Origin of the sequence: Mycolicibacterium peregrinum (assembly GCF_001665625.1) — a bacterium.
Classification (GTDB): Bacteria; Actinomycetota; Actinomycetes; order Mycobacteriales; family Mycobacteriaceae; genus Mycobacterium; species Mycobacterium peregrinum_B.
In genome coordinates, this window is the sequence record NZ_LZSY01000098.1 from 52,204 (window position 1) to 74,878 (window position 22,675).

A 22,675-nucleotide genomic window follows, 5' to 3' on the forward strand; every position below is an offset into this window, starting at 1 on the left:
TGACGGTGTGACCGGTGCCACGTACGTTGGACCGCACGCGTGCTGTCGCACGCGCGATACCGCAGTGCCACCGAGGAGCAGATGTATGGCAGACGACAGCGCCGACGCCGAGTCGGTCGAGCCGACCGAGGCCGAGGAGCCGAGCCCGTCCGCCCCAGAACCCGACGCCCAGGCTGTCGAACAAACCGACGAGGACGCCGACGGTGAGGTCGCCGAGGAAGAGTCGGACGAGGCCGAGCACACGGCCCCCGAACGACGCCGGTCCCTGCGCCCGAAGACTGCGTCGGTTGTCGGCGGCGTGCTCGTTGTCGCACTCGTGGCGCTGACCGGTTGGCTGGGCTATGACTACTACCAGGTCCATCAGGAACAGCAGCGACGTGACATGTTCCTGGAAACTGCCCGCCAAGGCGCGTCCAACCTGACAAGCATCGACTGGGAGCACGCCGAAGACGACGTCCAGCGAGTGCTCGACTCATCGACCGGGCGCTTCTACGACGACTTCGAGAAACGTTCGAAGTCCTTCCTGGACGTGGTCAAACAGATCAAGTCGAAGTCGGTGGGCACAGTAACCGCATCGGCTTTGGAGTCCTACTCGGAGGACAAGGCGGACGTGCTCATGTCCGTGACCGTTCGGTCCACGAATGCGGGCGTGCCCGAGCAGGATCCCCAGGTGTGGCGAATGGTATTGACAGTGCAGGATATTGAGGGCAAGGCAAAGGTTTCCAACGTGGAGTTCATCCAGTGAGCGGCCGGCACAAGATGCCGCCGGCGGGGCGTCGTAAGGCCGCAGCCGAATCCGCAGAGTTTGCCGAGCCCGTAGCCGCCGAGCCGGTCAGCCTGGAGAAGGCGAGCCCCGAGCCCGACAGCGTCGAGTCGGACAGTGCCGAGCCCGGCAGCGTTGAGCCCGGCAGCGTCGAGCCGGGCAGTGCCGAGTCGGACAGCGTCGAGCCGGACGGTGCCGAGGAGGCGGCGGTCGAGGAATCGGTCGGGCCAGCCGACGAGCCCGTCGTCGCCGACAAGCCCGCCGACGAAGCCGACGAAACCGAAGAAGCTGACGAGGCGGTGGAGCCCGCGGAACGCGCCGAAGAGGCCGAACCGTCCCATCCGCGCGCTCGGGTCAGCCTGCCTGTCGTGCTGGCGATCATCGCCTTGGTGTTGGCGACGGCCTCTGGGGTGCTGCGCTGGCTGACCGTGTCGCAGAACGAAAGTGACACGGCACGAGTCGAATCGGTTCAGGCGGCCAAGGACATCACGGCCCAGATGCTGTCGTATGAGACCGAAACCGTCGACCAACAGCTCACCGCGGCCCGCGACCGGATGACCGGGAATTTTCGCGGTACCTACACAGCGATGATCAACGAGGTGATCCCGGCCGCACACGCGCAGCGGATCGCGGCAGTCGCCGACGTACTGGAGGCTGGGACCGCGACCGCGAAACCCGACCGCGTCGAGTTGGTGCTGTTCGTCAATCAGAGTGTCCAGGTCGGCGACGAAATGCCGAAGAAGCACCCGTCGGTGGCGCGGGTGACGATGGTCAAAGACGGTGGCCAATGGCTGATGTCCGAGTACGAGCCGGTGCCACTGTGACCGAGCCGCGCTGGATCGATGTCGCCACCCCTGCAGTACAACTGCGGGCGTTGGCGTGGGGGCCCGATGACGGTCCGGTGGCGTTGTGCCTACATGGGTTTCCCGACACCGCCTACGGTTGGCGCAAGGTCGCCCCGACCTTGGCGGAGGCCGGCTGGAAAGTGGTGGCGCCGTTCATGCGGGGCTACGTGCCCTCGTCGATTCCTGCCGACGGCAGCTATCACGTCGCTGCGCTGATGGACGACGCGCTGAACCTTTTGCAGGCGGTCGGACCGACGGGGCGTGATGTGATAATCGGCCATGACTGGGGTGCCATGGCGGCAGCGGGAGTGGCTGCGCTGCCGGACAACCCGTTCGCCAGAGCGGTGATCATGTCGGTACCGCCGATGGCCTCGTTCCAGCCGCTGGGACGGGTGCCTGACGCGGGCAAGCTGTTGGCTCAGCTGCCGCGTCAGGCATTGCGCAGCTGGTACATGATGTACTTCCAATTGCCTTGGTTGCCTGAGCGTTCCGCGTCCTGGGTGGTGCCGCGGTTGTGGAAGACATGGTCGCCGGGATACGACGCCGCCGAGGACCTGCGCCACGTCGACGCCGCGATCGGGGCGCCGGACCGCTGGCGCGCCGCGCTGGGCTACTACCGGGCCACGATCCGGATGAGCAAGCCGCCGGCCCGGTACGCCGAGCTACACGAGCACTTGGCGTTGCCGCCGGTACTGCCGTCGCTGTATCTGCACGGTACCGATGACGGCTGTGCCGCACCGCATTACATCCGCTGGGTGCGCGAGGTGCTGCCCGCAGGCAGCGACACCCATGTCGTCGAATCCGGTGGTCACTTCCTGCAACTCGATCAGCCCGACGCCACAGCGGCCCGCATCCTGGACTTCATCGGACGTGCCGGTTAACCGACTCACTGCGGTCGATGCGCAGATGTTCTGGATGTCGTCCAGGATGCCCAACGACACGTTCCTGCTGTACGGATTCGACGGTGTGCCCGTCGATCTGCCCGGGGCGCTCGTCGAGTTGGCTGCCAATGCCGGCACCAGCCCGGACCTCTCACAGCGGATCGATGACAGTGCGCGGCTGCACTACCCGGCCTGGGTACCAGCTCCGGTCGACGAATTCCGGTTCGTGGTACACGATCTCGATCAGCCGACCTGGCTGGGTTGTCTGGCCGCCGTGGGCGAGCTGGTGGATGCTCAACTCGATGCGCAGTTGGCGCCGTGGCGGCTTCATGTCTTCCCCGGCGTCGAGGGGATACCCGGTGTCACTGGTGCCGGCACCGTTGCGGTCCTGCAGATCACGCACGCCCTCGGCGGCGGTGGGCGCACCTGCGGTCCGGCAGCGGTGATGTTCGGTCGTCAGGGAGCGGTTGCACCGGTTGTGCCGGTGTACGGCCACCCGGCGATGCTGCCTTGGCGGAGCATCGAAGCGGCCCGGGCGCACCGGCAGTTGGTGGCCGACACCGAGGCCGGCCGGGTGCCGCCGGCCGCGACACCGCGCCGTCCTCTTCGGACCAACGACCGCCCGACGGGTGTACGCAGTATGCGGACGGTGGTCCGCGATCGGGCGCAGCTCGCGGGCGCGACCGTGACGGTCTGTGCCCTGGCCGGAATCTCCGAAGCCCTGGCCGGGCAGCTCCGTGAGCTCGGGACGGATCCGGCCACTCTCGGCGCCGAGGTGACCATGGCGAAATCCGGTCCACGCCAGGCCTACAACCATTTCGGCACGGTCGGCGTTGGGCTGCATCCGTCGCTGCCGGTGACGCAGCGCCGCGCCGCGATCGCTGCTGAACTGGCGGCGCGGCGGGAACGCGCCGCACACCCGGCGATGCGGGCCTCGGAACGTGCCTTCGCCGCCACTCCGGCCCCGCTTCTGCGGTGGGGGATCGGCCAGTTCAATCCTGACGCACGTTCGGCGACGGTCACCGGGAATACCGTGGTGTCCAGTGTGAACTGCGGTGCCGCGGATTTCTCGTTCGGAGGTATGCCGGTACGGCTGGCGGCGGCGTTTCCCGGATTGTCGCCGATGGTGGGGCTCACTCACTGCGTGACGGGCGTGGGGGACACCATCTCGATCAGTGTGTTCGGGGCAGAGTCGGCGATCGGGGACGTCGACGGGTATGTCGAGCGGCTCGAAGCGGCGTTGTGATTGATCGGCCTAGCGACGCAGCATTGCGATGCCGACATCCAGCGCGGACTCGAGGTAGCTCAGGTCACCGGAGGCCAGCATCACGCTGACCCCGCCCTGGATCCCGGCCAGCAGGGCGGCGCCCACCTTTTCGGCATCCAGATCGGCAGCCATCTTTCCCTGCGACTGCATGTGCCGGATACCTGCTGAGATCTCGTCATGCCATTGCTGCAGTAGGGCTTTGGTGACCGCCTGGGCGCCGGGAGTGGTGCGGCCGATCTCCGACATCAGCAGACTCAGCGGGCAGCTCTGTCCCTGGCGGCGGTAGCGTTCCACGACCGCGTCGCGCCAGCGCTGCCAGGCGGCCCAGGAGGTCAGCTCACCGAGGTAGGGCTGCTGATCCTCCAGCACCATCTGGGCTTCGCGTTCGGCCACCGCGAGCAGCAGTTGGTCCTTGCCGTCGGGAAAGTAGTGGAACAGCTGGCTCTTGGACGTCTGGGTGTGGGCGCGGATATCGTCCAACGTGGTGGCAGCCACCCCGTGGCTGCGGATCACCGACGCGGCACCCTCGATGATGCGGCGTCGGGTGGCCTCGCCCTTGGCAGTCAGTTTCTGGACTTGCAGGTCCATTTTTAGCGGCCTATACCTGGACTCATGAGTCCAAACACTACGCGCCTGCAAGGCCGCACAGCACTTGTCACAGGATCCACCGGCGGCCTCGGTGTCGCCATCGCCAAGGCCCTCGCCGCGCAGGGTGCCTTCGTCATCGTCAGCGGCCGCAACAAGGAACGCGGCGACTCCGTCGTCGCCGAGATCCGTGCCGCCGGAGGGCGAGCCGAGTTCGTCGCCGCCGACCTCGGGGCCGGGGCGGACGAGGTGCAGCGCCTGGCCCAGCAGGCCCGCGAGGTCGCTGCGACAGCCGGCGCGCAGCTGGACATCCTCGTCAACAACGCCGGGGTCTGGGGGATGCCCGAACCTACCGGCGAGGTCACCGAGCACGCGCTGCTGGAGTCTTACCAGACCAACGTCATCGCACCGTTCCTGCTGACCGGAGCGCTGGCGCCGGCCATGGCCGAACGTGGCCACGGCGCGGTGGTCAACGTCGGCTCGATCACGGGGCTGATCGGTGGAGACCGCGCGGCGCTGTACTCGTCGACCAAGGCGGCGGTGCACTCGCTGACGAAGTCGTGGGCGGTCGAGTACGGCCCGCGTGGGGTCCGGGTGAACGCGGTGGCCCCCGGGCCGATCGCGACGGAACGGGCCGCTGACGTGGCCGACGAGATCGGACCGGTGCTGGCCCGCATCCCGTCGCGCCGGATGAGCACCCCCGAGGAGGTCGCCGCGGCGGTGACCTTCCTGGCCGGCGACGACGCCGGAAACATCCACGGGGTGATCCTCAGTGTGGATGGGGGCTGGGCGGCGGCTTAACAGATGTCCTAGATTCTGTTACATGGCTTCCTCTGCTTACGACACTGCGATCCTGCTCCTGCGCGTGGTGCTCGGCCTGACCATGGCCGCACACGGCTACAACAAGTTCTTCGGTGGGGGGCGGATCCCCGGCACCGCGGGATGGTTCGACAGCATCGGCATGAAGCCGGGCCTGTTCCACGCCCGGGTCGCAGCCAGCACCGAAATGGCGGCTGGGCTGGGCTTGGCTTTGGGCCTGCTGACCCCGGTGCCCGCAGCCGGGTTCGTGGCGCTGATGCTGGTGGCGGCTTGGACCGTGCACCGGCACAACGGCTTTTTCATCGTCAAGGAGGGCTGGGAGTACAACCTGATCCTCGCGGTGGCCGCCGTGGCGATCGCCGGCACCGGTGCAGGTCGCTACAGCCTCGACCACCTGCTGTTCTCCAGTTCGAGCTTCTACCACTACCTGCATGGGTGGTGCGGTCTGGCGATCGCGGTCGTCCTCGGCCTGGCCGGTGGCATCGGCCAGCTGGTGATCTTCTTCCGCCCGCCGGTGAAGTCCTAGCTTTTCCCGCCGAGCAGACGCGAACTCGCACATCTCCGGGTCGATTTGTGCGAGTTTGCGTCTGTTCGCGTGAGGTCCGACTAGAACACGTTCTAATCTGTCGGGCATGGGTTTTCTCAAACAGGAATCGCCCCAGATCGACTTCGAGCAGTGGAGCAAGGGCACGCGTGCGGAAAAGATCCAGCCGATGGCCCGGCACTGGGCGGAGGTGGGGTTCGGAACCCCGGTTGTGCTGCACCTGTTCTACGTCGTCAAGATCCTGGCCTACGTTCTCGGTGCCTGGCTGATCGCGCTGACCACCAGCGGCGTCGACGGGTTTACCAACGTCGCCTCCTGGTACGCCGAGCCGATCGTCTACCAGAAGGTCGTGTTCTACACGATGTTGTTCGAGGTCATCGGCCTCGGCTGCGGCTTCGGCCCGCTCAACAACCGGTTCTTCCCGCCGATGGGGTCGATCCTGTACTGGTTGCGGCCCAAGACGATTCGGCTCCCACCGTGGCCCAACCGGGTCCCGCTGACCAAGGGTGACGACCGCACCATCGTCGACGTCGCCCTGTACGGAGCGCTGCTGGTGATGCTGGTGGTGGCGCTGGCCTCTCAGGGCACCGGCCCTATCCCCGCGCTCGGTAGCGAGATCGGTGTGCTGCCGGTCTGGCAGACCGCCGCGATCGTCGGTCTGCTGGCCGTGGCCGGTCTGCGCGACAAGGTGATCTTCCTGGCGGCCCGCGGCGAGGTGTACGGGTCCCTGGCAGTCTGCTTCCTGTTCAGCGGGGCTGACATCGTCATCGCGGCCAAGTTGGTGTGCATGGTGATCTGGCTCGGGGCGGCCACCTCCAAGCTCAACAAGCACTTCCCGTTCGTCATCTCGACGATGATGAGCAACAACCCGGTGTTCCGGCCACGGTTCATCAAGCGAAAGTTCTTCGAGCACTTCCCGGATGACCTTCGGCCGGGCCGCCCGTCGCGTTTTGTGGCGCATTTCTCCACGGCCATCGAAGGGCTGGTTCCGTTGGTGCTGTTCTTCTCGCACGGCGGATGGGCGACGGCGATCGCGGCCTTCGTGATGCTGGTGTTCCACTTCGGGATCCTGAGCGCCATTCCGATGGGCGTGCCGCTGGAGTGGAACGTCTTCATGATGTTCTCCGTGCTGGCGCTGTTCGTCGGGCACCCCGGCGTGGGTCTGGGGGATCTGGGCAGCCCGTGGCCGATCGTGCTGTTCGCGGTGGTGGCAGGCACTGTGGTGCTGGGAAACCTGTTCCCGCGCAAGGTTTCGTTCCTGCCGGGTATGCGCTATTACGCCGGCAACTGGGACACCTCGCTGTGGTGCGTCAAGCCGTCGGCCGCGGAGAAGATCGAAAAGAACATCGTCGCGATCGCCAGCATGCCCGCCGCCCAGATGGAGCGTTACTACGGCAGCCCCGAGGTCGCCCAGATGTACCTGTACATGGGATATGCGTTCCGCGGCTTCAACTCTCACGGCCGGGCGCTGTTCACTTTGGCGCACCGGGCGATGGCCGGCTGCAACGAGGACGACTACGTGTTGACCGATGGCGAGCGCATCGTCTCGACGGCCATCGGCTGGAACTTCGGTGACGGGCACATGAGCAATGAGCAGCTCGTGGCGGCCCTGCAGAAGAGGTGCCATTTCGAGCCGGGGGAGGTGCGGATCGTGATGCTCGACGCGCAACCGATCCAGCATCAGACCCAGCAATACCGATTGGTCGATGCGGCCACCGGGGAATTCGAGCGGGGATACGTCAAGGTGGCCGACATGGTGACGCGGCAGCCCTGGGACGACGAACTGCCGGTCCATGTCGAATCGGTATCGACTGTGCGTTCAGATCGCGATTCGGGCTGAGTTTCCGATCTGAGCGCACGCTCGGCGAAAATCGCCTCAGCGCATGACGTCGCGGACCTTGACGCTCTCGATGTCCTGCAGCATCAGGATGCGTGCGGTGTCGAGGTGCTTGCGCCAATGTGCTTCGGCGGCATCGCCGTCCCCGGAGCGGATGATCTGGATCAGCTTGCGGTAGGACCGCATGAGCTTGTCGTAGTCGGTCTTCGACACCGGCCGGCGCTCTTTGAACAGGAAGGCGTGGTGGCGCACGGTGATCTCGTGCAGCATGCCGGCGATGATGCCCAGCGTGGCGTTGCCCGACAGCTCCACCACCCGGCGGTGAAAGTCGCCCGTGGTTGCGGCCAGTTGGTCCGACAGATGGTCCTTGGGGATGTGCTCGTCGAGCATCTGCTCAAGTTCGGCGAAGGCCGCCTCGTCGCCCTTCTCAGCGAGCAGGCGGGCGGCCATCGGCTCGATCGCCGCGCGTCCGACCAGCAGGTCGGCGATGTCGGCGCCGGACAGCTCGAGCAGAAGACCCGCCGGGCGGGCGACGATCTCAGGGCCCGGAACCCGGACGCGGGCCCCGGTCCGCGAGCCGCGGCGGACCTCGACCAGACGCTCCGATTCCAGCACCCGCACGGCCTCACGCAGTGTCGGCCTGCTGACCCCGAAATGCTCCATGAGCTCGGCCTCGTTGGGCAGGAAGTCGCCCTCTTTGAGCTGGCCGTCGACGACCATGCGCCGTAGGGTGCCCGCGACGAGCTCGGCGGTCTTCGGGGAACGGACCGGTGCCTGCGGTGCGATCGCGTCGGGGCCGATCATCGGCGCCAGCGGTGTGGTTCGAGCCACCAGACACTCCCAGGTGAGACAACTTTTAGGCTGGCCGGATGGTCAGCTGTACAACTCAGTAAACCATCTGTTCACCGTGGGAACGGTACATCGACGTCTACCAACCAGTAGGTTGACCTAGTAAACCTACTGGTCTATTTTCACCTCGAGTGCCCCAAACGGGTCCAACCGGGGTAGCGCCCCACCCTTCAAAGGAGAAGTCATGGCTGAAGCCGTCATCGTCGAGGCCGTCCGGTCACCAGTCGGGAAGCGCAACGGCGCCCTGTCCGGTGTGCATCCGTCGGAGCTGTCGGCCCAGGTGCTCAACGGTCTGGTGCAGCGCGCCGGCATCGACCCCGCCCTCGTCGACGACGTCATCTGGGGCTGCGTCATGCAGGCCGGTGAGCAGGCGCTCGACATCGCCCGGACCGCCGTGCTGACCGCGGGCTGGCCCGAGACCGTCCCCGGTGTCACCGTCGACCGCCAGTGCGGTTCGAGTCAGCAGTCCCTGCACTTCGCCGTGGCCGGGGTCGTCGCCGGGCACTACGACGTCGTGGTGGCCGGTGGTGTCGAGTCGATGTCGCGCACACCGATGGGCTCCTCGCTGGCCAACGGCGGCCACCCCTACCCGGAGGCGTTCCGGGAGCGCTACAACGGCCAGACCCCGAACCAGGGCGTCGGTGCCGAGATGATCGCCGAGCAGTGGGGCCTGTCGCGCACCCAGCTCGACGAGTTCTCCCTGCGCTCGCACGAGAAGGCCGCGGCCGCACAGGATGCGGGTGCGTTCAAGGACCAGATCGTCGGGATCAGGGTGAAGGATGAGCACGGGGAAAGCACAGTTTTGGAAGACGGCGGCATCCGCCGCGGCGGCACCGTCGAGTCCATGGCTGCCATCAAGCCGGCCTTCAAGGAGGACGGCGTGATCCACGCCGGTAACTCCAGCCAGATCTCCGACGGGTCGGCCGCGCTGCTGATCATGTCGGCCGACAAGGCAAAAGACCTGGGGCTCAAGCCGCTTGCGAAGGTACACACCGCGGTGCTCGCCGGCGCCGACCCGGTCATCATGCTGACCGCGCCGATCCCGGCCACCCAAAAGGCGCTGGCCAAGTCCGGGCTGAGCGTCGACCAGATCGGTGCGTTCGAGGTCAACGAGGCCTTCGCCCCGGTTCCGATGGCCTGGCTCAAGGACATCGGCGCCGACGAGGAGCGCCTCAACCCCAACGGGGGCGCGATCGCCCTGGGTCACCCGCTCGGCGGCTCCGGCGCGCGCATCCTGACCACCCTGCTGTACCACATGCGGGACAACAACATTCAGTACGGCCTGCAGACCATGTGTGAAGGTGGCGGCCAGGCCAACGCGACCATCCTGGAGCTCCTGTGACCGACACCGACACCCAGCCCGGCGCGATTGTCGAGAAGCGCGGCAACGTTCTGCTCATCACCATCAACCGGCCCGAGGCGCGCAACGCGATCAACGGCTCCGTCAGCATCGCTGTCGGCGATGCACTGGAGCAGGCCCAGAATGATCCCGAGGTGCGGGCCGTCGTCATCACGGGTTCGGGGGACAAGTCGTTCTGTGCCGGTGCCGACCTCAAGGCGATCTCCCGCGGCGAGAACCTCTTCCACCCCGAGCATCCGGAATACGGATTCGCCGGCTACGTCAGCCATTTCATCGACAAGCCGACGATCGCCGCGGTCAACGGCACCGCCCTTGGCGGCGGCACCGAACTGGCTCTGGCCAGTGACCTGATCGTCGCCGAGGAGAGCGCCAAATTCGGTCTGCCCGAGGTGAAGCGCGGCCTGATCGCCGGTGCCGGTGGCGTTTTCCGCATCGCCGAGCAGCTGCCCCGCAAGGTGGCCAACGAGCTGCTGTTCACCGGTGAGCCGATGTCCTCGGCCGATGCGCTGCGGTGGGGTCTGATCAACCAGGTCGTGCCCGACGGCACCGTTGTCGACGCCGCACTCAAGCTGGCCGAACGGATCACGGGCAACGCACCGCTGGCCGTGCAGGCCAGCAAACGCGTCGCCTACGGCGTCGACGAGGGCGTCATCACCGGCGACAAGGACGGCTGGAAGCGCACCAACCGCGAATTCAGCACGCTGCTGAAGACCGAGGACGCCATGGAAGGGCCGCTGGCCTTCGCGCAGAAGCGCGAACCCGTTTGGAAGGCAAAGTAAGCCATGAAGCGACAGATCTACACCTCGGAGCACGAGGCATTCCGGGAGACGGTCAAGGAATACATCGAGCGTGAGCTCGTCCCCAATTCCGAGAAGTGGGAGACCGAGCGCATCGTCGACCGGTCGGCGTACACCGCCGCGGGCAAGTACGGAGTCATCGGGTTCAACATGCCCGAGGAGTTCGGCGGCGGCGGTTCAGATGACTTCCGGTTCAACGCGATCATCGACGAGGAGATCGCCAAGGCCGGCGTGCACGGCCCGGCGCTGAGCCTGCACAACGACGTCGTCGGCCCGTACTTCAAGGACCTCACCAACGACGAGCAGAAGCAGCGCTGGCTGCCCGGCATCGCCAGCGGCGAGACCATCATCGCGGTCGCGATGACCGAACCGGGCGCAGGCAGCGACCTGGCCGGTATCCGCACCTCCGCGGTACGTGACGGTGACGACTGGATCATCAACGGCTCCAAGACGTTCATCTCCTCGGGTATCAACTGCGACCTGTGTGTCGTGGTGGCGCGCACCGATCCCGAGGCCGGTCACAAGGGCTTCACGCTGTTCGTGGTGGAGCGCGGCATGGAGGGCTTCACCCGCGGTCGCAAGCTCGACAAGATGGGCCTGCACAGCCAGGACACCTCCGAGCTGCACTTCGAGAACGTCCGGGTGCCGAACGCCAACCTCCTGGGCAAGGAAGGTCGCGGGTTCTACCACCTGATGACCAACCTGCCCTCGGAGCGGCTCTCGATCGCCATCTCGGCGATCTACGGTGCGCGCGCGGTCTTCCAGGAGACGCTGCAGTATGCCAAGGACCGCAAGGCTTTTGGGCAGCCGATCGGCAGCTTCCAGCACAACCGGTTCCTGCTCGCCGAGATGGATACCGAGCTGGAGGTCACCGAGAACTACCTCGACCGCTGTCTGCAGGGCGTGGTCGACGGTGAGCTGACCGCCGTCGAGGCGGCCAAGGCCAAGTGGTGGGCGACCGAGGTCGCCAAGAAGGTCATCGACAACTGCGTGCAGCTGCACGGCGGCTACGGCTACATGATGGAGTACCGCGTCGCGCGGGCCTACGTCGACGGACGGATCCAGACGATCTTCGGTGGTACCACCGAGATCATGAAGGAGATCATCGGACGCGAGCTCGGCGTTTAGTTCTTTCGCCGAACAGACAAAAAACTGCCCATTTCCACACGGAAATGGGCAGTTTTGCGTCTGCTGGCGCAGAGGAAGAAATCAGCCGATCGGGGCGTCGGCCGCCGGGGTCTCCGGGGCCTTCGTCGTGGTCGTGGTCGTGGTGCTGGAGCCCGACGGCACGATGGCCTCCGGCGGGCTGTTGGGATCCAGCACGGTGTCGATCAGGTAGATCCGGGCGTTGGCCGCCTGGATGGGACCGCAGACCAGCTTGGCGGTGTCGTTGACCTTGATGTCGCCGCCCTTGCCGGTCACCTTGACCTCGGCGCCCTGCTGGGTGGGCCGCTGGCCCTTGACGTCGTCGGGGCCGAGCAGGCCCAGGAACGCGTGGTAGTAGTCCAGGCTGGTGAGCGCGGCCACGTCAGCCTTGAGCGCGTCGAGCTTGCCGGGCTCCATGGCGGCGAACGCGTCGTTGGTCGGCGCGAAGATGACGTACGGGCCGTTGTCGAGCACCGGGACGATGTTGACGGCCGGGTTCATCCCACCCGAGATCGCGGCGTTGAACGTGCTGATGTCCGGGATGCTGGCCAGCACCTTGCCGGTCGGCAGATCCGCGAAGCTCTTCCAATCCGGCATCGCCTTCTTGAAGTTGTCGCAGCCAGAGCCCTGCGGGTCGGGGATTTCGACTACCGGGGCGGTGGTCGTCGTCGGCGCCGGGTCGGCGTAGGCGGTGACTGCCAGCGGCAGCGACGCCGAGATCGCGGCGACGGCCGCAGCAACGCCCAGTGTCTTGGTGCGAGTCTTCATTTGGTGGGTTTTCCTCCCGCTCATGCCTAGCCTGGTATTCGTCGGCTGTCGGTGACGCGTTACGCGGTTCTCCGCGCGACTATGGCGAGCGACCACGAGCAATGACAGCCTCAGCGTTCCCCGCGGCGCCGCATCGGATGTTAAGGGTTACGAAGCGGTTACGGCAAAGCCGAAGTGTCAACTGTGACCAGGTCGGACGTTGTGACCTGCGCTTTTCGAATACTGAGGCACAAAACGGCGGCTACGAAGCACAGCCCGGCGGCCAGCTGGAAGGCCAGGTCGTAATTGCCGTTCAGATCCCGCAGCCATCCTGCACCCGCGGCGGCGACGGCCGCGCCGACCTGGTGGGAGGCGAACACCCAACCGAAGACCACCGGCGAACGATCCCCGAAGTAGTCCCGGCACAGCACGATGGTCGGCGGCACGGTGGCCACCCAGTCCAGTCCGTAGAAGATGACGAACACCCACGTGCTCGGTTCGGCATGGGGGGACAGCAGGGACGGCAGCAGCATCAGTGACAGGCCGCGGCCCGCGTAGTAGACGAGCAGCAGCAGTCGGGGGTCTACGCGGTCGGTGAGCCAGCCGGAGAACACGGTGCCGGCGACGTCGAGGATGCCGATGGTGGCGAGCAAGCCTGCGGCGACCGTGGTCGGCATGCCGTGGTCGTTCGCGGCCGGAATGAAGTGGGTGCCGATCAGACCATTGGTGGTCATGCCGCAGATCGCGAAGCTGGCGGCCAGCAGCCAGAACACGCGGGTCCGTGCGCCGAGGCGCAGGCCATCGAAAGCGGCGGCGAATCCGCCAGTCGGAGCCGACGCGGCCGGGGCAGGCTCAGTGGCTCCGTACGGTGCCAAACCCACGTCGGCGGGGCGGTTGCGCATGAACAACGCGACGAGCGGGACGACGGCCAGCGAGGCCACCGCGACGATCAAAGAGGCCCAGCGCCAACCGTATTGGGTGGTGACGGCCGCGACAACCGGTAGGAAGACCAGTTGTCCCGTCGCGCTGGCCGCGGTGAGCACACCGGTGACCAGACCGCGGCGCTGCGCGAACCAACGGGTCGCGATGGTCGCCACGAACCCCATCGAGATCGACCCGGTTCCGACGCCGACGAGCACGCCCCACAGCAGCACCAGTTGCCAGCTCGCGGTCATCAAGGTGCTGACTGCCGAACCCGTCGCGATCAGCAGCAGCGACACCGTCAGCACGGGGCGGACACCGAATCGGTCCATGAGTGCCGCGGCGAACGGTGCGGTGAGTCCGTACAACATCATGTTGACCGACATCGCCAGCCCGACCGTGCCGTGCGACCAACCGAATTCGTGATGCAGCGGGTTCATCATCACGCCCGGGATGGATCGGAACCCGGCTGCGCCGAGGATCGCCACGAAGCTCACGGCAGCGACCACCCAGGCCCAGTGGATGCCGATGCGGGTCGGGGTAGGCGAGGTCACCCGAACACTGTTGCCGAGGATGGCCGTCGCGACCAGTGGCATAAACGACAGCAATCATCAAAAACGTGCCACAATTGGCGTCGTGCACCGTGTTGCCGTCCTGCTGCTGGCGCCGGTGGTCGGGTTCGACGCGGCCATCGCGCCGACGTTGTTCTCCAATGCCACCGACAGCGAGGGCAATCCGCTCTACGACGTGGTGACGTGCGGGCTCACCACTGACCCGGTGCCGTCGACGACCGGGTTTGCCATGGTGCCCGGCGCGGCAGCCGGGGCGCTGGAATCGGCCGACACCGTCGTGATCCCTGGCACCAGGTACGCGCCGGCCCGTGCCGACGGTGTGTTGGGCACCGAGGTGAGGGAGACCCTGTCGCGGATCCGCCCCGGCACCCGGCTTGTTTCGATCTGCACCGGAGCTTTCGTACTGGCCGCCGCCGGCCTGCTGGACGGCAGACCGGCTACCACGCACTGGCGCTTCGCCGCGGACATGCGCCGGCTGTACCCGGACGTTCGCCTCGACGAAGACGTACTGTTCGTCGACGACGGCGACGTGCTCACCTCGGCCGGCCTGGCCGCGGGAATCGACTTGTGCCTGCACATCATTCGCTCCGATCACGGTGCGCAGGTGGCCAACACGGTGGCTCGCTACTGCGTGGTGCCGCCGTGGCGGGAGGGCGGGCAGGCGCAGTTCATCGATCACGGGCCGACGGTCAACGACCATGCCTCGACCGCCGCCACCCGTGAATGGGCGTTACAGCACCTCGCCGAGGAACTCACCGTGACGCGCCTGGCTGCGCACGCCCACATGAGCGCCCGCACGTTCAACCGCCGCTTCCGTGAGGAGACCGGGCAGGCGCCCGCTACCTGGGTCCGCAGCCGCAGGCTGGACCTGGCGCGCGAACTTCTGGAATCGGGGGACCTGCCGGTGGACGAGGTGGCCAGGCGTTCGGGTCTGGGCACGTCGGGCAATCTGCGTCATCACCTGCGCCGCGGGCTCGGGATGTCACCGTCGAGCTACCGCAAGGTGTACCAGGGCGCGTGAGCCGGCCGGTCGGCTGTCTACCATGACCGGCATGCCTGAGCCGCTGATCGTCTCCGTCGCTGGTCACACCCCGCAGATCGACCCGGACGCCTGGGTTGCCCCCAATGCCAGTGTGATCGGCCAGGTTTCGCTGGCCGCCGGTGCCAGCGTCTGGTACGGGGCGACGCTGCGCGCCGAGGTCGAGCCCATCGAGATCGGCGAGGGCAGCAACATCCAGGACGGGGTGACCGTCCACGTCGACCCGGGTTTCCCGTGCCGGGTTGCCACCGGGGTCACCGTCGGCCACAACGTAGTGCTGCACGGCTGCACCGTCGAGCAGGACAGCCTGGTCGGGATGGGTGCCGTGGTGCTCAACGGTGCGGTGATCGGCGCCGGTTCGCTCGTGGCCGCCGGTGCGGTGGTGCCGCAGGGCATGGTGGTGCCGCCGCGCTCACTGGTGGCCGGTGTCCCGGCCAAGGTCCGCCGCGAGCTCAACGATGACGAGGTCGGCCACAACCAGTTGAACGCCGCGGCCTACACGCATCTGACGGGTTTGCACCGCGACGCGGAGTGACCTGCCCGACGATTGCGGCCGCGCCAAGCCGGGTACTAACCGCGGCGTGACTGATACGGCGAGTAAACGGATTCTGGTGATCGGTGCGAGCGGCTACGTCGGTTCGCGTCTGGTGAGTGTGCTGTTGACGGCGGGGCACCGCGTGGTGGCGGCCGGGCGCAGCCTCGACAAGCTCGCCGACTACGGCTGGTTCCACGACGTCACCGCGGTGCAACTCGATGCCGACGACCCGCTGTCCACCAACGCCGCGTTCGAGCAGATCGGCCCGGTCGATCTGGTCTATTACCTGGCCCACGGCATCGGGCAGTCCGGCTTCCGGGAGGCGGACTGCCAGGCTGCTGCCAACGTCGCCGCCGCGGCAAAGGAAGCCGGCGTCGAACGAATTGTGTATCTCGGCGGTTTCGTGCCGGATTCGACGAGCCTGTCGGACCATCTCGCAAGCCGGGCGGAGGTAGCTCAGGCGCTGCGCGTCGACGGCGGGCCGGAGGTGGTGTGGTTGGGCGCCGCGTTGATCATCGGCTCGGGGTCGACGTCGTTCGAGATTCTGCGCTATGTGGCCGACCGGTTCCCGGTCCTGCCCGCCCCGGCCTGGATGGCCAACCGGATCGATCCGATCTCGATCCGCGACGTACTGCACTACCTGGTGGCCGCCGGTGAATCGAAGCAGGTGCCGGCCGGCGACTACGACATCTGCGGACCGGACATCACGACCTATCGAGACCTGGTGGCGACCTATGCCCGGCTCGCGGGCAAGCGCCGACTGACCGTGCCGATCGGTGGGCCGACGGCCGGTGTGGCGGCCCGCGTGTCGGCGGCCACCTTGCCGATTCCCGGCGGTCTGGCAACGGATGTGATCACCTCGCTCGACCATCCGATGAGCGCCGCACGCGAGGGCATCCGCACCGTGGTGCCGGATCCGCCGGGCGGGCTGCTGGGTGTCGACGAGGCGATCCGACGGGCCTTGGGACCCGATGCCCTGCCGGCCGAGCGGCGGCCGGTCAGCGCACTGGCCGATCCGCACGACCTGGCCGACACCGACCCGGTATGGGCCGGCGGTGACGCCGCGCGGATCCGGCAACTCACACCCGGCTTCGCGCGGCCTGTGCTCGGCCTGCTGCCCCCGATCCCCGGACCGGTCGCGGCCGTGGTGCGCTCCGGCCTCGATGTGGCGGCCCGCCTGGTTCCGAGCGGGGGCTGAAGGCCGGCGTGCCGGGGGTGACGACGGACGAACCGGCCGGGTTGCTGCGTCGGCGGGTCGTCGTCGGCGTGGTACTGGTTGCCGGAGCCGTTCTGCTGGCGGTGTCGCTGGGGGTCGAACCAGGTGAGAGTTCGTTCTACTGGCTGACTTTGGCTCTGGCCGGGGTCTGGACGGTGGGTGCGCTGACATCCGGTCCGTTGCACCTGGGCACCGGGCACCGGCCGGTGCTGCTCGGCACTGCGGTGGGTCTGGCCCTCGGTCTGGTGTTCGTGGTCGGCGCGCTGGTGGCCCGCCTGATCCCTGGTCTGCGCGAATATGTCACTGCGGTACTCGAATTCGCGAATCACGGCAGCCTGGTGGTGGTCGTGCTGATCACGCTGATCAACGGGGTGGCCGAGGAATTGTTCTTTCGCGGCGCGTTGTACACCGCGCTGGGTGACCATCGCCCGGAGATCATCTCCACGGTGATCTACGTCGCCGCGGTGATGGCGTCCGGCAACCCGATGCTCGGGTTCGCCGCGATCCTGCTCGGCACGGTCTGTGCGGTTGAACGCCGAATGACCGGTGGCGTACTGGCGCCCATGCTGACCCACTTCTTCTGGGGCCTGATCATGGTGCTGGTACTGCCACCGATCTTCGGCGTCTAGCGCAGCGGGTGCGCGAGCTCGTCGCGTGGCATCCGTGCTGCGGTCACGGCCACCGCCGCCAGCACGGCGGGCAGCAGTCCGGCCACCAGGAAGATGGACTCCATCGAGACGACCTTCGACAACGGGCCGACGATCGCGAACGACAGCGGCATGAAGGCCAGCGACACGAAGAAGTCCAGGCTCGACACGCGGCCCAACATCTCCGTCGGCACCCGGCGCTGAAGCAGCGTTCCCCAGATCACCATGCCCGCACCGTCGGTGACGCCGATGCAGAACGTGGCCAACGCCATCAACGGGAACGACGAAGTGACGCCGACGACCACCAGCGGCACCGAGCCCAGGCCCCACATCAGCATCATCGTGGTCAGGTAGCGCCGCGGCATCCGGCGCGAGGACACCGTCAACGCCCCCAGGGCGCTGCCGAATCCGAAGAACGCCAGGATGAATCCGTACGCCCGCGCGCCGTCGGCGAACCGGTCCTGGGCGATGAACGGCAGCAACACCTCGATCGGCCCGAGGACGACGAGCACGAACATGCTCGCGAACAACAGCGTCGCCAGCAGCCACGGTGTTCGCACCATGAACGCGAAACCGTCACGCAGATCGCGCAATACGTGCGGGCGCTCGCCGGCATCCTGTGCCGCAACGGAGTCCACGGTGGGGCGGGTGGCGACCAGTAGGACCAGGCCCGCGCCGAACAACGCAGCCACCACGACCGCGCCCAGGGACGGGAAGGTCGCGGCGATCACCATGCCTGCCACCGCAGGCCCCACCGAACGCTGAAACACCGGCCGCACCACGCCCTCGACACCGTTGGCCGCCAACAGTTGTTCGGGCGGCAGGATGCGGGGCAGCAGCGCGCTGTAGGCCGGGAAGAAGAATGCCGCGGCGATGCCGAGAATGCCTGCGGCGACGGCCAGATGCCAGATCTTGAGCAGGCCGAGCAGGCCCAGCGTCGCGACGGTCGTGACCGTCACGAGGTTGACGGTTTCCACCGCGATGATGATCGTGCGCTGGTTGATCCGGTCGGCGGTGATCCCGCCGATGAGAACGAAGCCCACAAGGCCGACACCCATGCAGGTGGCGACCAGCGACAGTGAGGTCGGATCGTTGTCGATCGCGATGACCTGCAACGCCATCACCACCGACCACATGCCCTCGGCGAAGATCGACAACGTGACCGCGGCAATCAGCAACCGATATTCGCGGATGCGGAAGGGTGCGAGCACACGCCAGCCGCCGGTCTGATCGACCGGCGTCTGGATGTCGTGCTGCATGCTCACAACATTCGATGGTGCCTACCCGGAGTGGGTTGAGTCCAACGATTTTCGCCGGCGTGAGTCCGGCGGAGCGCTTACTGCTGGGTGAACTCCGGGCGCCGGTTCTGCTGAAAGGCCTTGGTGCCCTCGCGGAAGTCGTCGGACACCAGCAGCTGCAGCTGGCCCTTGCGCTCGCGGGCGAAGGCGCCCTCGAGCTCGGTGAGCGTGGCCGCGTTGACGGCCTGCTTGGTTTCGCGCAGGGCCACCGCCGGACCGGAGCGCAGCTTGGCGACGATCTTGTCCACCGCGGCGTCGAACTCGTCGGCCGGGTACACGGCGCTGATCAGACCCCAGTCGAAGGCATCGGCGGCGCTGAGGCGGTCGGCCAGCAGCGCCAGCCGCATGGCCCGGATCCGGCCGATGTTCGCGGCGACCAGTGCCGAGGCACCGCCGTCGGGCATCAACCCGATTTTGGTGAAGGCGAGCAGGAAGAAGGCCGACTCCGAGGCCAGCACGACGTCACATGCCAGTGCCAGCGACACCCCGACGCCGGCGGCAGGCCCCTGCACGACGGCCACGACCGGCTTGGGCAGCGCCACGATCGATGCGACGGCGCGGTTGGCGGCGTCCAGCACGCCTTCGGCGTCATGGCTCTTGGCGTTCTGGTCGTCCTCGCTGATGCCGGCACCGGAGCTGAATCCGCGGCCCGCTCCGCCGAGGCGAACCACGCGCACCTCGGAGTCGGTGGCGGCCAGATCCATGGCGTCGGCGATCGCCACGAGCATGTCCTGCGTCAGGGAGTTGAGGCTGTCGGGCCGGTTGAGGGTCACCGACAGAACGCCGCCCTCAAGGAACACGGATACGTCTTTGACTTCGGGGTAAGCGTGGGTCGCGGTCATCTGTGCACCTTAGGTCTGGCGGGCCTGTGGCCCGCTCCGGGCGGGGGCGGCTATGGCCATACCGGGTCGAGAAGGTTATACAAGTAAGCTATGTCACCGGTCAACCGAGACCCACACGCGAAGGGGCGAAAGAGCATGGCTGGACCACTGCAAGGTTTGCGCGTTGTTGAGCTGGCGGGCATCGGCCCCGGCCCGCACGCGGCAATGATCCTCGGCGATCTGGGTGCCGACGTGGTGCGCATCGAACGACCGGGCAAGGGCACCGGTACGCCCAGCGCCGACACCATGCTGCGTAACCGCCGGTCGGTGGCTGCGGACATGAAGAGCGACGAGGGCCGTGCGCTGGTGCTCAAACTCATCGAGAAGGCCGACGTCCTGATCGAGGGCTTCCGTCCCGGCGTGACCGAGCGTCTGGGGCTGGGACCCGACGACTGCGCCAAGGTCAACGAACGGCTGATCTATGCCCGGATGACGGGCTGGGGCCAGGAAGGCCCGCGGGCCCTGCAGGCCGGCCACGACATCAACTACATCTCGCTGAACGGCCTGCTGCACGCCGTCGGTCGCAAGGGTGAGCGGCCGGTACCGCCGCTGAACCTCGCCGGTGATTTCGGCGGCGGGTCGATGTTCCTGCTCGTCGGCATCCTCTCGGCGCTGTTCGAGCGGCAGACCTCGGGCAAGGGGCAGGTGATCGATGCCGCGATGATCGACGGGTCCAGTGTGCTGATGCAGATGATGTGGAGCTTCCGCAGCCAAGGTCTGTGGTCCGACGAGCGTGGCACCAACATGCTCGACACCGGTGCTCCGTACTACGACACCTACGAGACCTCCGACGGCCGCTACATGTCGATCGGGGCGATCGAGCCGCAGTTCTACGCCGAGCTGCTCAAGGGCCTGGGTCTGGATGACGCCGACCTTCCGGACCAGAACGACATGGCGCGCTGGCCCGAGCTGCGTGAGGCGTTCACCAAGGCATTCGCCGCGCACGACCGGGACCACTGGGCCAAGGTGTTCGCCGGTACCGATGCGTGTGCGGCTCCGGTGCTGTCCTTCGCCGAGGTGCTCACCGAACCGCACATCGCCGAGCGCAACACGTTCTTCGACGAAGGCGGCAACCTGCAGCCGATGCCGGCACCGCGGTTCTCCCGCAGCGTCCCGGCGGTGCCGACACCACCGGGCCCGCGCGGGGCCGACACGGAAGCTGTTCTGCGGGACTGGGTTTAGTCCAACCACTGTTTGGTTCGACCAAAGGGGTCGGTGGGAACGCCGGCCGGAAAGGAATGCGGTACATGGAGATCAAGGACGCGGTAGCCGTTGTCACCGGCGGTGCCTCCGGCCTCGGATTGGCTACCACCAAGCGCCTGCTGGATGCGGGTGCCCAGGTGGTCGTGATCGACCTCAAGGGTGAAGAGGTCGTGGCCGAACTGGGTGATCGGGCCAAGTTCGTCGCCACCGACGTCACCGACGAGGCGGGCGTGACCGAGGCGCTCGACGTCGCGGAATCGCTTGGCCCGGTGCGGATCAACGTCAACTGCGCGGGCATCGGCAACGCGATCAAGACCCTGAGCAAGAACGGTGCGTTTCCGCTCGACGGCTTCCGCAAGGTGGTCGAGGTCAACCTGATCGGCACGTTCAACGTGATCCGGCTGGCCGCTGAGCGCATCGCCAAGACGGAGCCGCTCAAGAATGAAGAGCGCGGCGTCATCATCAACACCGCCTCGGTGGCGGCGTTCGACGGCCAGATCGGGCAGGCCGCCTACTCGGCGTCCAAGGGCGGCGTGGTCGGCATGACCCTGCCCATCGCGCGCGACCTCTCGCGTGAGCTGATCCGCGTGTGCACCATTGCGCCGGGTCTGTTCAAGACCCCGCTGCTGGGCTCGCTGCCCGAAGAGGCGCAGAAGTCGCTGGGCCAGCAGGTGCCCCACCCGGCCCGCCTGGGTGATCCCGATGAGTACGGCGCCCTGGCCGTGCACATCATCGAAAACCCGATGCTCAACGGCGAGGTCATCCGCCTCGACGGTGCTATCCGTATGGCCCCTAGGTAAGGACTGATATGGCATTGAAGACGAAGTTCACCGAGACGTTCGGGATCGAGCATCCCATCGTGCAGGGCGGCATGCAGTGGGTCGGCCGCGCCGAACTCGTTGCGGCCGTGGCCAATGCGGGTGCGTTGGGTTTCATCACCGCGCTCACGCAGCCCACTCCGGCCGATCTGGCCAAGGAGATCGAGCGGTGTCGTGAGCTCACCGACAAGCCGTTCGGTGTGAACCTGACCATCCTGCCGACCATCAACCCGCCGCCATACGACGAGTACCGCCAGGTGATCGTCGACTCCGGCATCAAGATCGTCGAGACCGCTGGCTCCAACCCGGCGCCGCACCTGCCGATGTTCCACGACAACGGCATCAAGGTGCTGCACAAGTGCACCTCGGTGCGCCACGCGGTCAAGGCGCAGAGCCTGGGCGTGGACGGCATCAGCATCGACGGGTTCGAGTGCGCCGGTCACCCCGGCGAGGACGACATCCCGGGCCTGGTACTGATCCCGGCGGCGTCGGCCAAGATCGACATCCCGATGATCGCCTCGGGCGGTTTCGCCGATGCACGTGGTCTGGTGGCCGCGCTGGCGCTGGGCGCCGACGGCATCAACATGGGTTCGCGGTTCATGTGCACCGCGGAATCGGCGATTCATCAGAAGGTCAAGGAAGCGATCGTGGCGGGCACCGAGCTCGACACCGAGCTGATCTTCCGCAGCCTGGGCAACACCGCGCGGGTGGCGAGCAACACGGTCTCGCGTGAGGTGGTGCAGATTCTCAAAGATGGCGGCCAGTTCGAGGACGTCAAGGATCTGGTGGCCGGCAAACGCGGCGTGAAGGTCTATGAGATCGGTGATCTCGACGCGGGCATCTGGTCGGTCGGAACCTCGATGGGTCTGATCAACGACATTCCCACCTGCGGCGAACTCGTCTCGCGGATGGTGTCGGAGGCCGAGGAGCTGATCAGTGGGCGCCTGGCGAACATGATCGGCGCGGACGAAGCCGAGCCGGAGAAAGAAGCAGTCCTCGCCTGAGACGAGGACTGCAGCCCGTTACGGGCAAACTCAGCATGGGAAACGCGCGCCGTGAGGCGCGCGTTTTCTCATACTGCGGTGGGCAGCGGGTTGTTGTAGTA

The 22,675-nt window shown here is 66.9% G+C and carries 23 protein-coding genes; 17 read left to right on the forward strand and 6 right to left on the reverse strand.

The features are described 5' to 3' along the window. Positions 1-85: 85 nt before the first annotated feature. Genes A5779_RS14345 through A5779_RS14360 form a run of 4 tightly spaced genes read left to right on the forward strand, consistent with a single transcriptional unit; the run spans position 86 to position 3,735 of the window. Entirely contained in the window at positions 86-745 is a 660-nt protein-coding gene (locus tag A5779_RS14345) for an Rv1363c family protein (protein WP_064882932.1), read from the forward strand. After that, a complete protein-coding gene (locus A5779_RS33555; RefSeq protein WP_110777310.1) occupies positions 742-1,587 on the forward strand; it encodes a hypothetical protein in 846 nt (281 codons plus the stop codon). Before A5779_RS14345 ends, A5779_RS33555 begins: the two co-directional genes overlap by 4 nt. Next, a complete protein-coding gene (locus A5779_RS14355) occupies positions 1,584-2,489 on the forward strand; it encodes an alpha/beta fold hydrolase (RefSeq protein ID WP_110777312.1) in 906 nt (301 codons plus the stop codon). The genes A5779_RS33555 and A5779_RS14355 overlap by 4 nt, the downstream gene beginning before the upstream one ends. After that, entirely contained in the window at positions 2,479-3,735 is a 1,257-nt protein-coding gene (locus A5779_RS14360; protein WP_110777316.1) for a WS/DGAT domain-containing protein, read from the forward strand. The genes A5779_RS14355 and A5779_RS14360 overlap by 11 nt, the downstream gene beginning before the upstream one ends. 9 nt (positions 3,736-3,744) lie before the next feature. Here A5779_RS14360 and A5779_RS14365 read toward each other — a convergent pair whose 3' ends face one another. Then, complete coding sequence (locus A5779_RS14365) at positions 3,745-4,344, reverse strand: TetR/AcrR family transcriptional regulator (RefSeq protein WP_064882937.1); 600 nt, start codon at positions 4,342-4,344, stop codon at positions 3,745-3,747. A gap of 24 nt (positions 4,345-4,368) precedes the next feature. Here A5779_RS14365 and A5779_RS14370 point away from each other — a divergent pair, with 24 nt between their 5' ends. From A5779_RS14370 to A5779_RS14380, 3 genes are all read left to right on the forward strand, one after another. After that, the gene (locus A5779_RS14370) at positions 4,369-5,142 is read left to right on the forward strand and encodes an SDR family NAD(P)-dependent oxidoreductase (RefSeq protein WP_064882939.1); all 774 of its coding nucleotides are present in this window, start codon (positions 4,369-4,371) and stop codon (positions 5,140-5,142) included. A 22-nt stretch (positions 5,143-5,164) separates the two neighbouring features. Further along, positions 5,165-5,686, forward strand: coding sequence for a DoxX family protein (locus A5779_RS14375; protein WP_064882941.1), 522 nt, complete (start codon positions 5,165-5,167; stop codon positions 5,684-5,686). Positions 5,687-5,792: 106 nt separating this feature from the next. After that, complete coding sequence (locus tag A5779_RS14380; protein WP_064882943.1) at positions 5,793-7,544, forward strand: DUF3556 domain-containing protein; 1,752 nt, start codon at positions 5,793-5,795, stop codon at positions 7,542-7,544. A gap of 36 nt (positions 7,545-7,580) precedes the next feature. Here the strand turns inward: A5779_RS14380 and A5779_RS14385 are convergent, their stop codons facing one another. Further along, entirely contained in the window at positions 7,581-8,372 is a 792-nt protein-coding gene (locus A5779_RS14385; RefSeq protein ID WP_064882945.1) for a FadR/GntR family transcriptional regulator, read from the reverse strand. A 202-nt stretch (positions 8,373-8,574) separates the two neighbouring features. Here A5779_RS14385 and A5779_RS14390 point away from each other — a divergent pair, with 202 nt between their 5' ends. The 3 genes from A5779_RS14390 to A5779_RS14400 are packed head-to-tail and all read left to right on the forward strand — an operon-like array spanning position 8,575 to position 11,675. Further along, positions 8,575-9,732 (forward strand): thiolase family protein, encoded by a 1,158-nt coding sequence (locus A5779_RS14390; RefSeq protein ID WP_064882947.1) that lies wholly within the window; start codon positions 8,575-8,577, stop codon positions 9,730-9,732. Beyond that, positions 9,729-10,529 (forward strand): enoyl-CoA hydratase-related protein, encoded by an 801-nt coding sequence (locus tag A5779_RS14395; RefSeq protein WP_064882949.1) that lies wholly within the window; start codon positions 9,729-9,731, stop codon positions 10,527-10,529. The genes A5779_RS14390 and A5779_RS14395 overlap by 4 nt, the downstream gene beginning before the upstream one ends. A 3-nt stretch (positions 10,530-10,532) precedes the next feature. Continuing rightward, the gene (locus A5779_RS14400; protein ID WP_064882951.1) at positions 10,533-11,675 is read left to right on the forward strand and encodes an acyl-CoA dehydrogenase family protein; all 1,143 of its coding nucleotides are present in this window, start codon (positions 10,533-10,535) and stop codon (positions 11,673-11,675) included. A gap of 81 nt (positions 11,676-11,756) precedes the next feature. Here the strand turns inward: A5779_RS14400 and A5779_RS14405 are convergent, their stop codons facing one another. Then, a complete protein-coding gene (locus A5779_RS14405) occupies positions 11,757-12,461 on the reverse strand; it encodes a fasciclin domain-containing protein (RefSeq protein ID WP_064882954.1) in 705 nt (234 codons plus the stop codon). Positions 12,462-12,619: 158 nt separating this feature from the next. After that, on the reverse strand, positions 12,620-13,957 hold the full coding sequence (locus tag A5779_RS14410) for an MFS transporter (RefSeq protein WP_236734769.1): 1,338 nt from the start codon (positions 13,955-13,957) through the stop codon (positions 12,620-12,622). 40 nt (positions 13,958-13,997) lie between these two features. Here A5779_RS14410 and A5779_RS14415 point away from each other — a divergent pair, with 40 nt between their 5' ends. The 4 genes from A5779_RS14415 to A5779_RS14430 are packed head-to-tail and all read left to right on the forward strand — an operon-like array spanning position 13,998 to position 17,352. After that, positions 13,998-14,954, forward strand: a complete 957-nt coding sequence (locus A5779_RS14415) for a GlxA family transcriptional regulator (protein WP_064882956.1) — start codon at positions 13,998-14,000, stop codon at positions 14,952-14,954. A gap of 31 nt (positions 14,955-14,985) precedes the next feature. Then, a complete protein-coding gene (locus A5779_RS14420) occupies positions 14,986-15,507 on the forward strand; it encodes a gamma carbonic anhydrase family protein (protein ID WP_064882980.1) in 522 nt (173 codons plus the stop codon). A 46-nt stretch (positions 15,508-15,553) separates the two neighbouring features. After that, positions 15,554-16,705: an NmrA family NAD(P)-binding protein gene (locus tag A5779_RS14425; RefSeq protein ID WP_064882958.1), complete on the forward strand. Its 1,152-nt coding sequence runs from the start codon at positions 15,554-15,556 to the stop codon at positions 16,703-16,705. An 8-nt stretch (positions 16,706-16,713) separates the two neighbouring features. Then, a complete protein-coding gene (locus A5779_RS14430) occupies positions 16,714-17,352 on the forward strand; it encodes a CPBP family intramembrane glutamic endopeptidase (RefSeq protein WP_082941686.1) in 639 nt (212 codons plus the stop codon). Here the strand turns inward: A5779_RS14430 and tet(V) are convergent. Both tet(V) and A5779_RS14440 read right to left on the reverse strand, forming a co-directional pair. Continuing rightward, positions 17,349-18,629, reverse strand: a complete 1,281-nt coding sequence (gene tet(V) / locus A5779_RS14435; RefSeq protein ID WP_110777319.1) for a tetracycline efflux MFS transporter Tet(V) — start codon at positions 18,627-18,629, stop codon at positions 17,349-17,351. The two genes, A5779_RS14430 and tet(V), sit on opposite strands and share 4 nt — an antisense overlap. Positions 18,630-18,706: 77 nt before the next feature. Further along, positions 18,707-19,510: an enoyl-CoA hydratase gene (locus A5779_RS14440; RefSeq protein ID WP_064882962.1), complete on the reverse strand. Its 804-nt coding sequence runs from the start codon at positions 19,508-19,510 to the stop codon at positions 18,707-18,709. A gap of 135 nt (positions 19,511-19,645) precedes the next feature. Between A5779_RS14440 and A5779_RS14445 the strand changes: the two genes are divergently transcribed. From A5779_RS14445 to A5779_RS14455, 3 genes are all read left to right on the forward strand, one after another. Beyond that, on the forward strand, positions 19,646-20,731 hold the full coding sequence (locus A5779_RS14445; protein ID WP_064882964.1) for a CaiB/BaiF CoA transferase family protein: 1,086 nt from the start codon (positions 19,646-19,648) through the stop codon (positions 20,729-20,731). 65 nt (positions 20,732-20,796) lie between these two features. After that, a complete protein-coding gene (locus A5779_RS14450) occupies positions 20,797-21,552 on the forward strand; it encodes a 3-hydroxyacyl-CoA dehydrogenase (RefSeq protein WP_064882985.1) in 756 nt (251 codons plus the stop codon). An 8-nt stretch (positions 21,553-21,560) separates the two neighbouring features. Then, positions 21,561-22,574 carry an NAD(P)H-dependent flavin oxidoreductase gene (locus A5779_RS14455; RefSeq protein WP_064882966.1) on the forward strand — a complete coding sequence of 338 codons (1,014 nt, stop codon included), beginning with the start codon at positions 21,561-21,563 and terminating at the stop codon, positions 22,572-22,574. Positions 22,575-22,675 lie beyond the last annotated feature (101 nt).

Bases quoted from the DNA above. Each gene is read 5' to 3' on its own strand.
- A5779_RS14345 (WP_064882932.1), top strand. From the start codon at position 86: ATGGCAGACGACAGCGCCGACGCCGAGTCGGTCGAGCCGACCGAGGCC.
- A5779_RS14365 (WP_064882937.1), bottom strand. From the start codon at position 4,344: ATGGACCTGCAAGTCCAGAAACTGACTGCCAAGGGCGAGGCCACCCGA.
- A5779_RS14370 (WP_064882939.1), top strand. From the start codon at position 4,369: ATGAGTCCAAACACTACGCGCCTGCAAGGCCGCACAGCACTTGTCACA.
- A5779_RS14375 (WP_064882941.1), top strand. From the start codon at position 5,165: ATGGCTTCCTCTGCTTACGACACTGCGATCCTGCTCCTGCGCGTGGTG.
- A5779_RS14380 (WP_064882943.1), top strand. From the start codon at position 5,793: ATGGGTTTTCTCAAACAGGAATCGCCCCAGATCGACTTCGAGCAGTGG.
- A5779_RS14390 (WP_064882947.1), top strand. From the start codon at position 8,575: ATGGCTGAAGCCGTCATCGTCGAGGCCGTCCGGTCACCAGTCGGGAAG.
- A5779_RS14400 (WP_064882951.1), top strand. From the start codon at position 10,533: ATGAAGCGACAGATCTACACCTCGGAGCACGAGGCATTCCGGGAGACG.
- A5779_RS14405 (WP_064882954.1), bottom strand. From the start codon at position 12,461: ATGAAGACTCGCACCAAGACACTGGGCGTTGCTGCGGCCGTCGCCGCG.
- A5779_RS14410 (WP_236734769.1), bottom strand. From the start codon at position 13,957: ATGCCACTGGTCGCGACGGCCATCCTCGGCAACAGTGTTCGGGTGACC.
- A5779_RS14420 (WP_064882980.1), top strand. From the start codon at position 14,986: ATGCCTGAGCCGCTGATCGTCTCCGTCGCTGGTCACACCCCGCAGATC.
- A5779_RS14440 (WP_064882962.1), bottom strand. From the start codon at position 19,510: ATGACCGCGACCCACGCTTACCCCGAAGTCAAAGACGTATCCGTGTTC.
- A5779_RS14445 (WP_064882964.1), top strand. From the start codon at position 19,646: ATGGCTGGACCACTGCAAGGTTTGCGCGTTGTTGAGCTGGCGGGCATC.
- A5779_RS14450 (WP_064882985.1), top strand. From the start codon at position 20,797: ATGGAGATCAAGGACGCGGTAGCCGTTGTCACCGGCGGTGCCTCCGGC.
- A5779_RS14455 (WP_064882966.1), top strand. From the start codon at position 21,561: ATGGCATTGAAGACGAAGTTCACCGAGACGTTCGGGATCGAGCATCCC.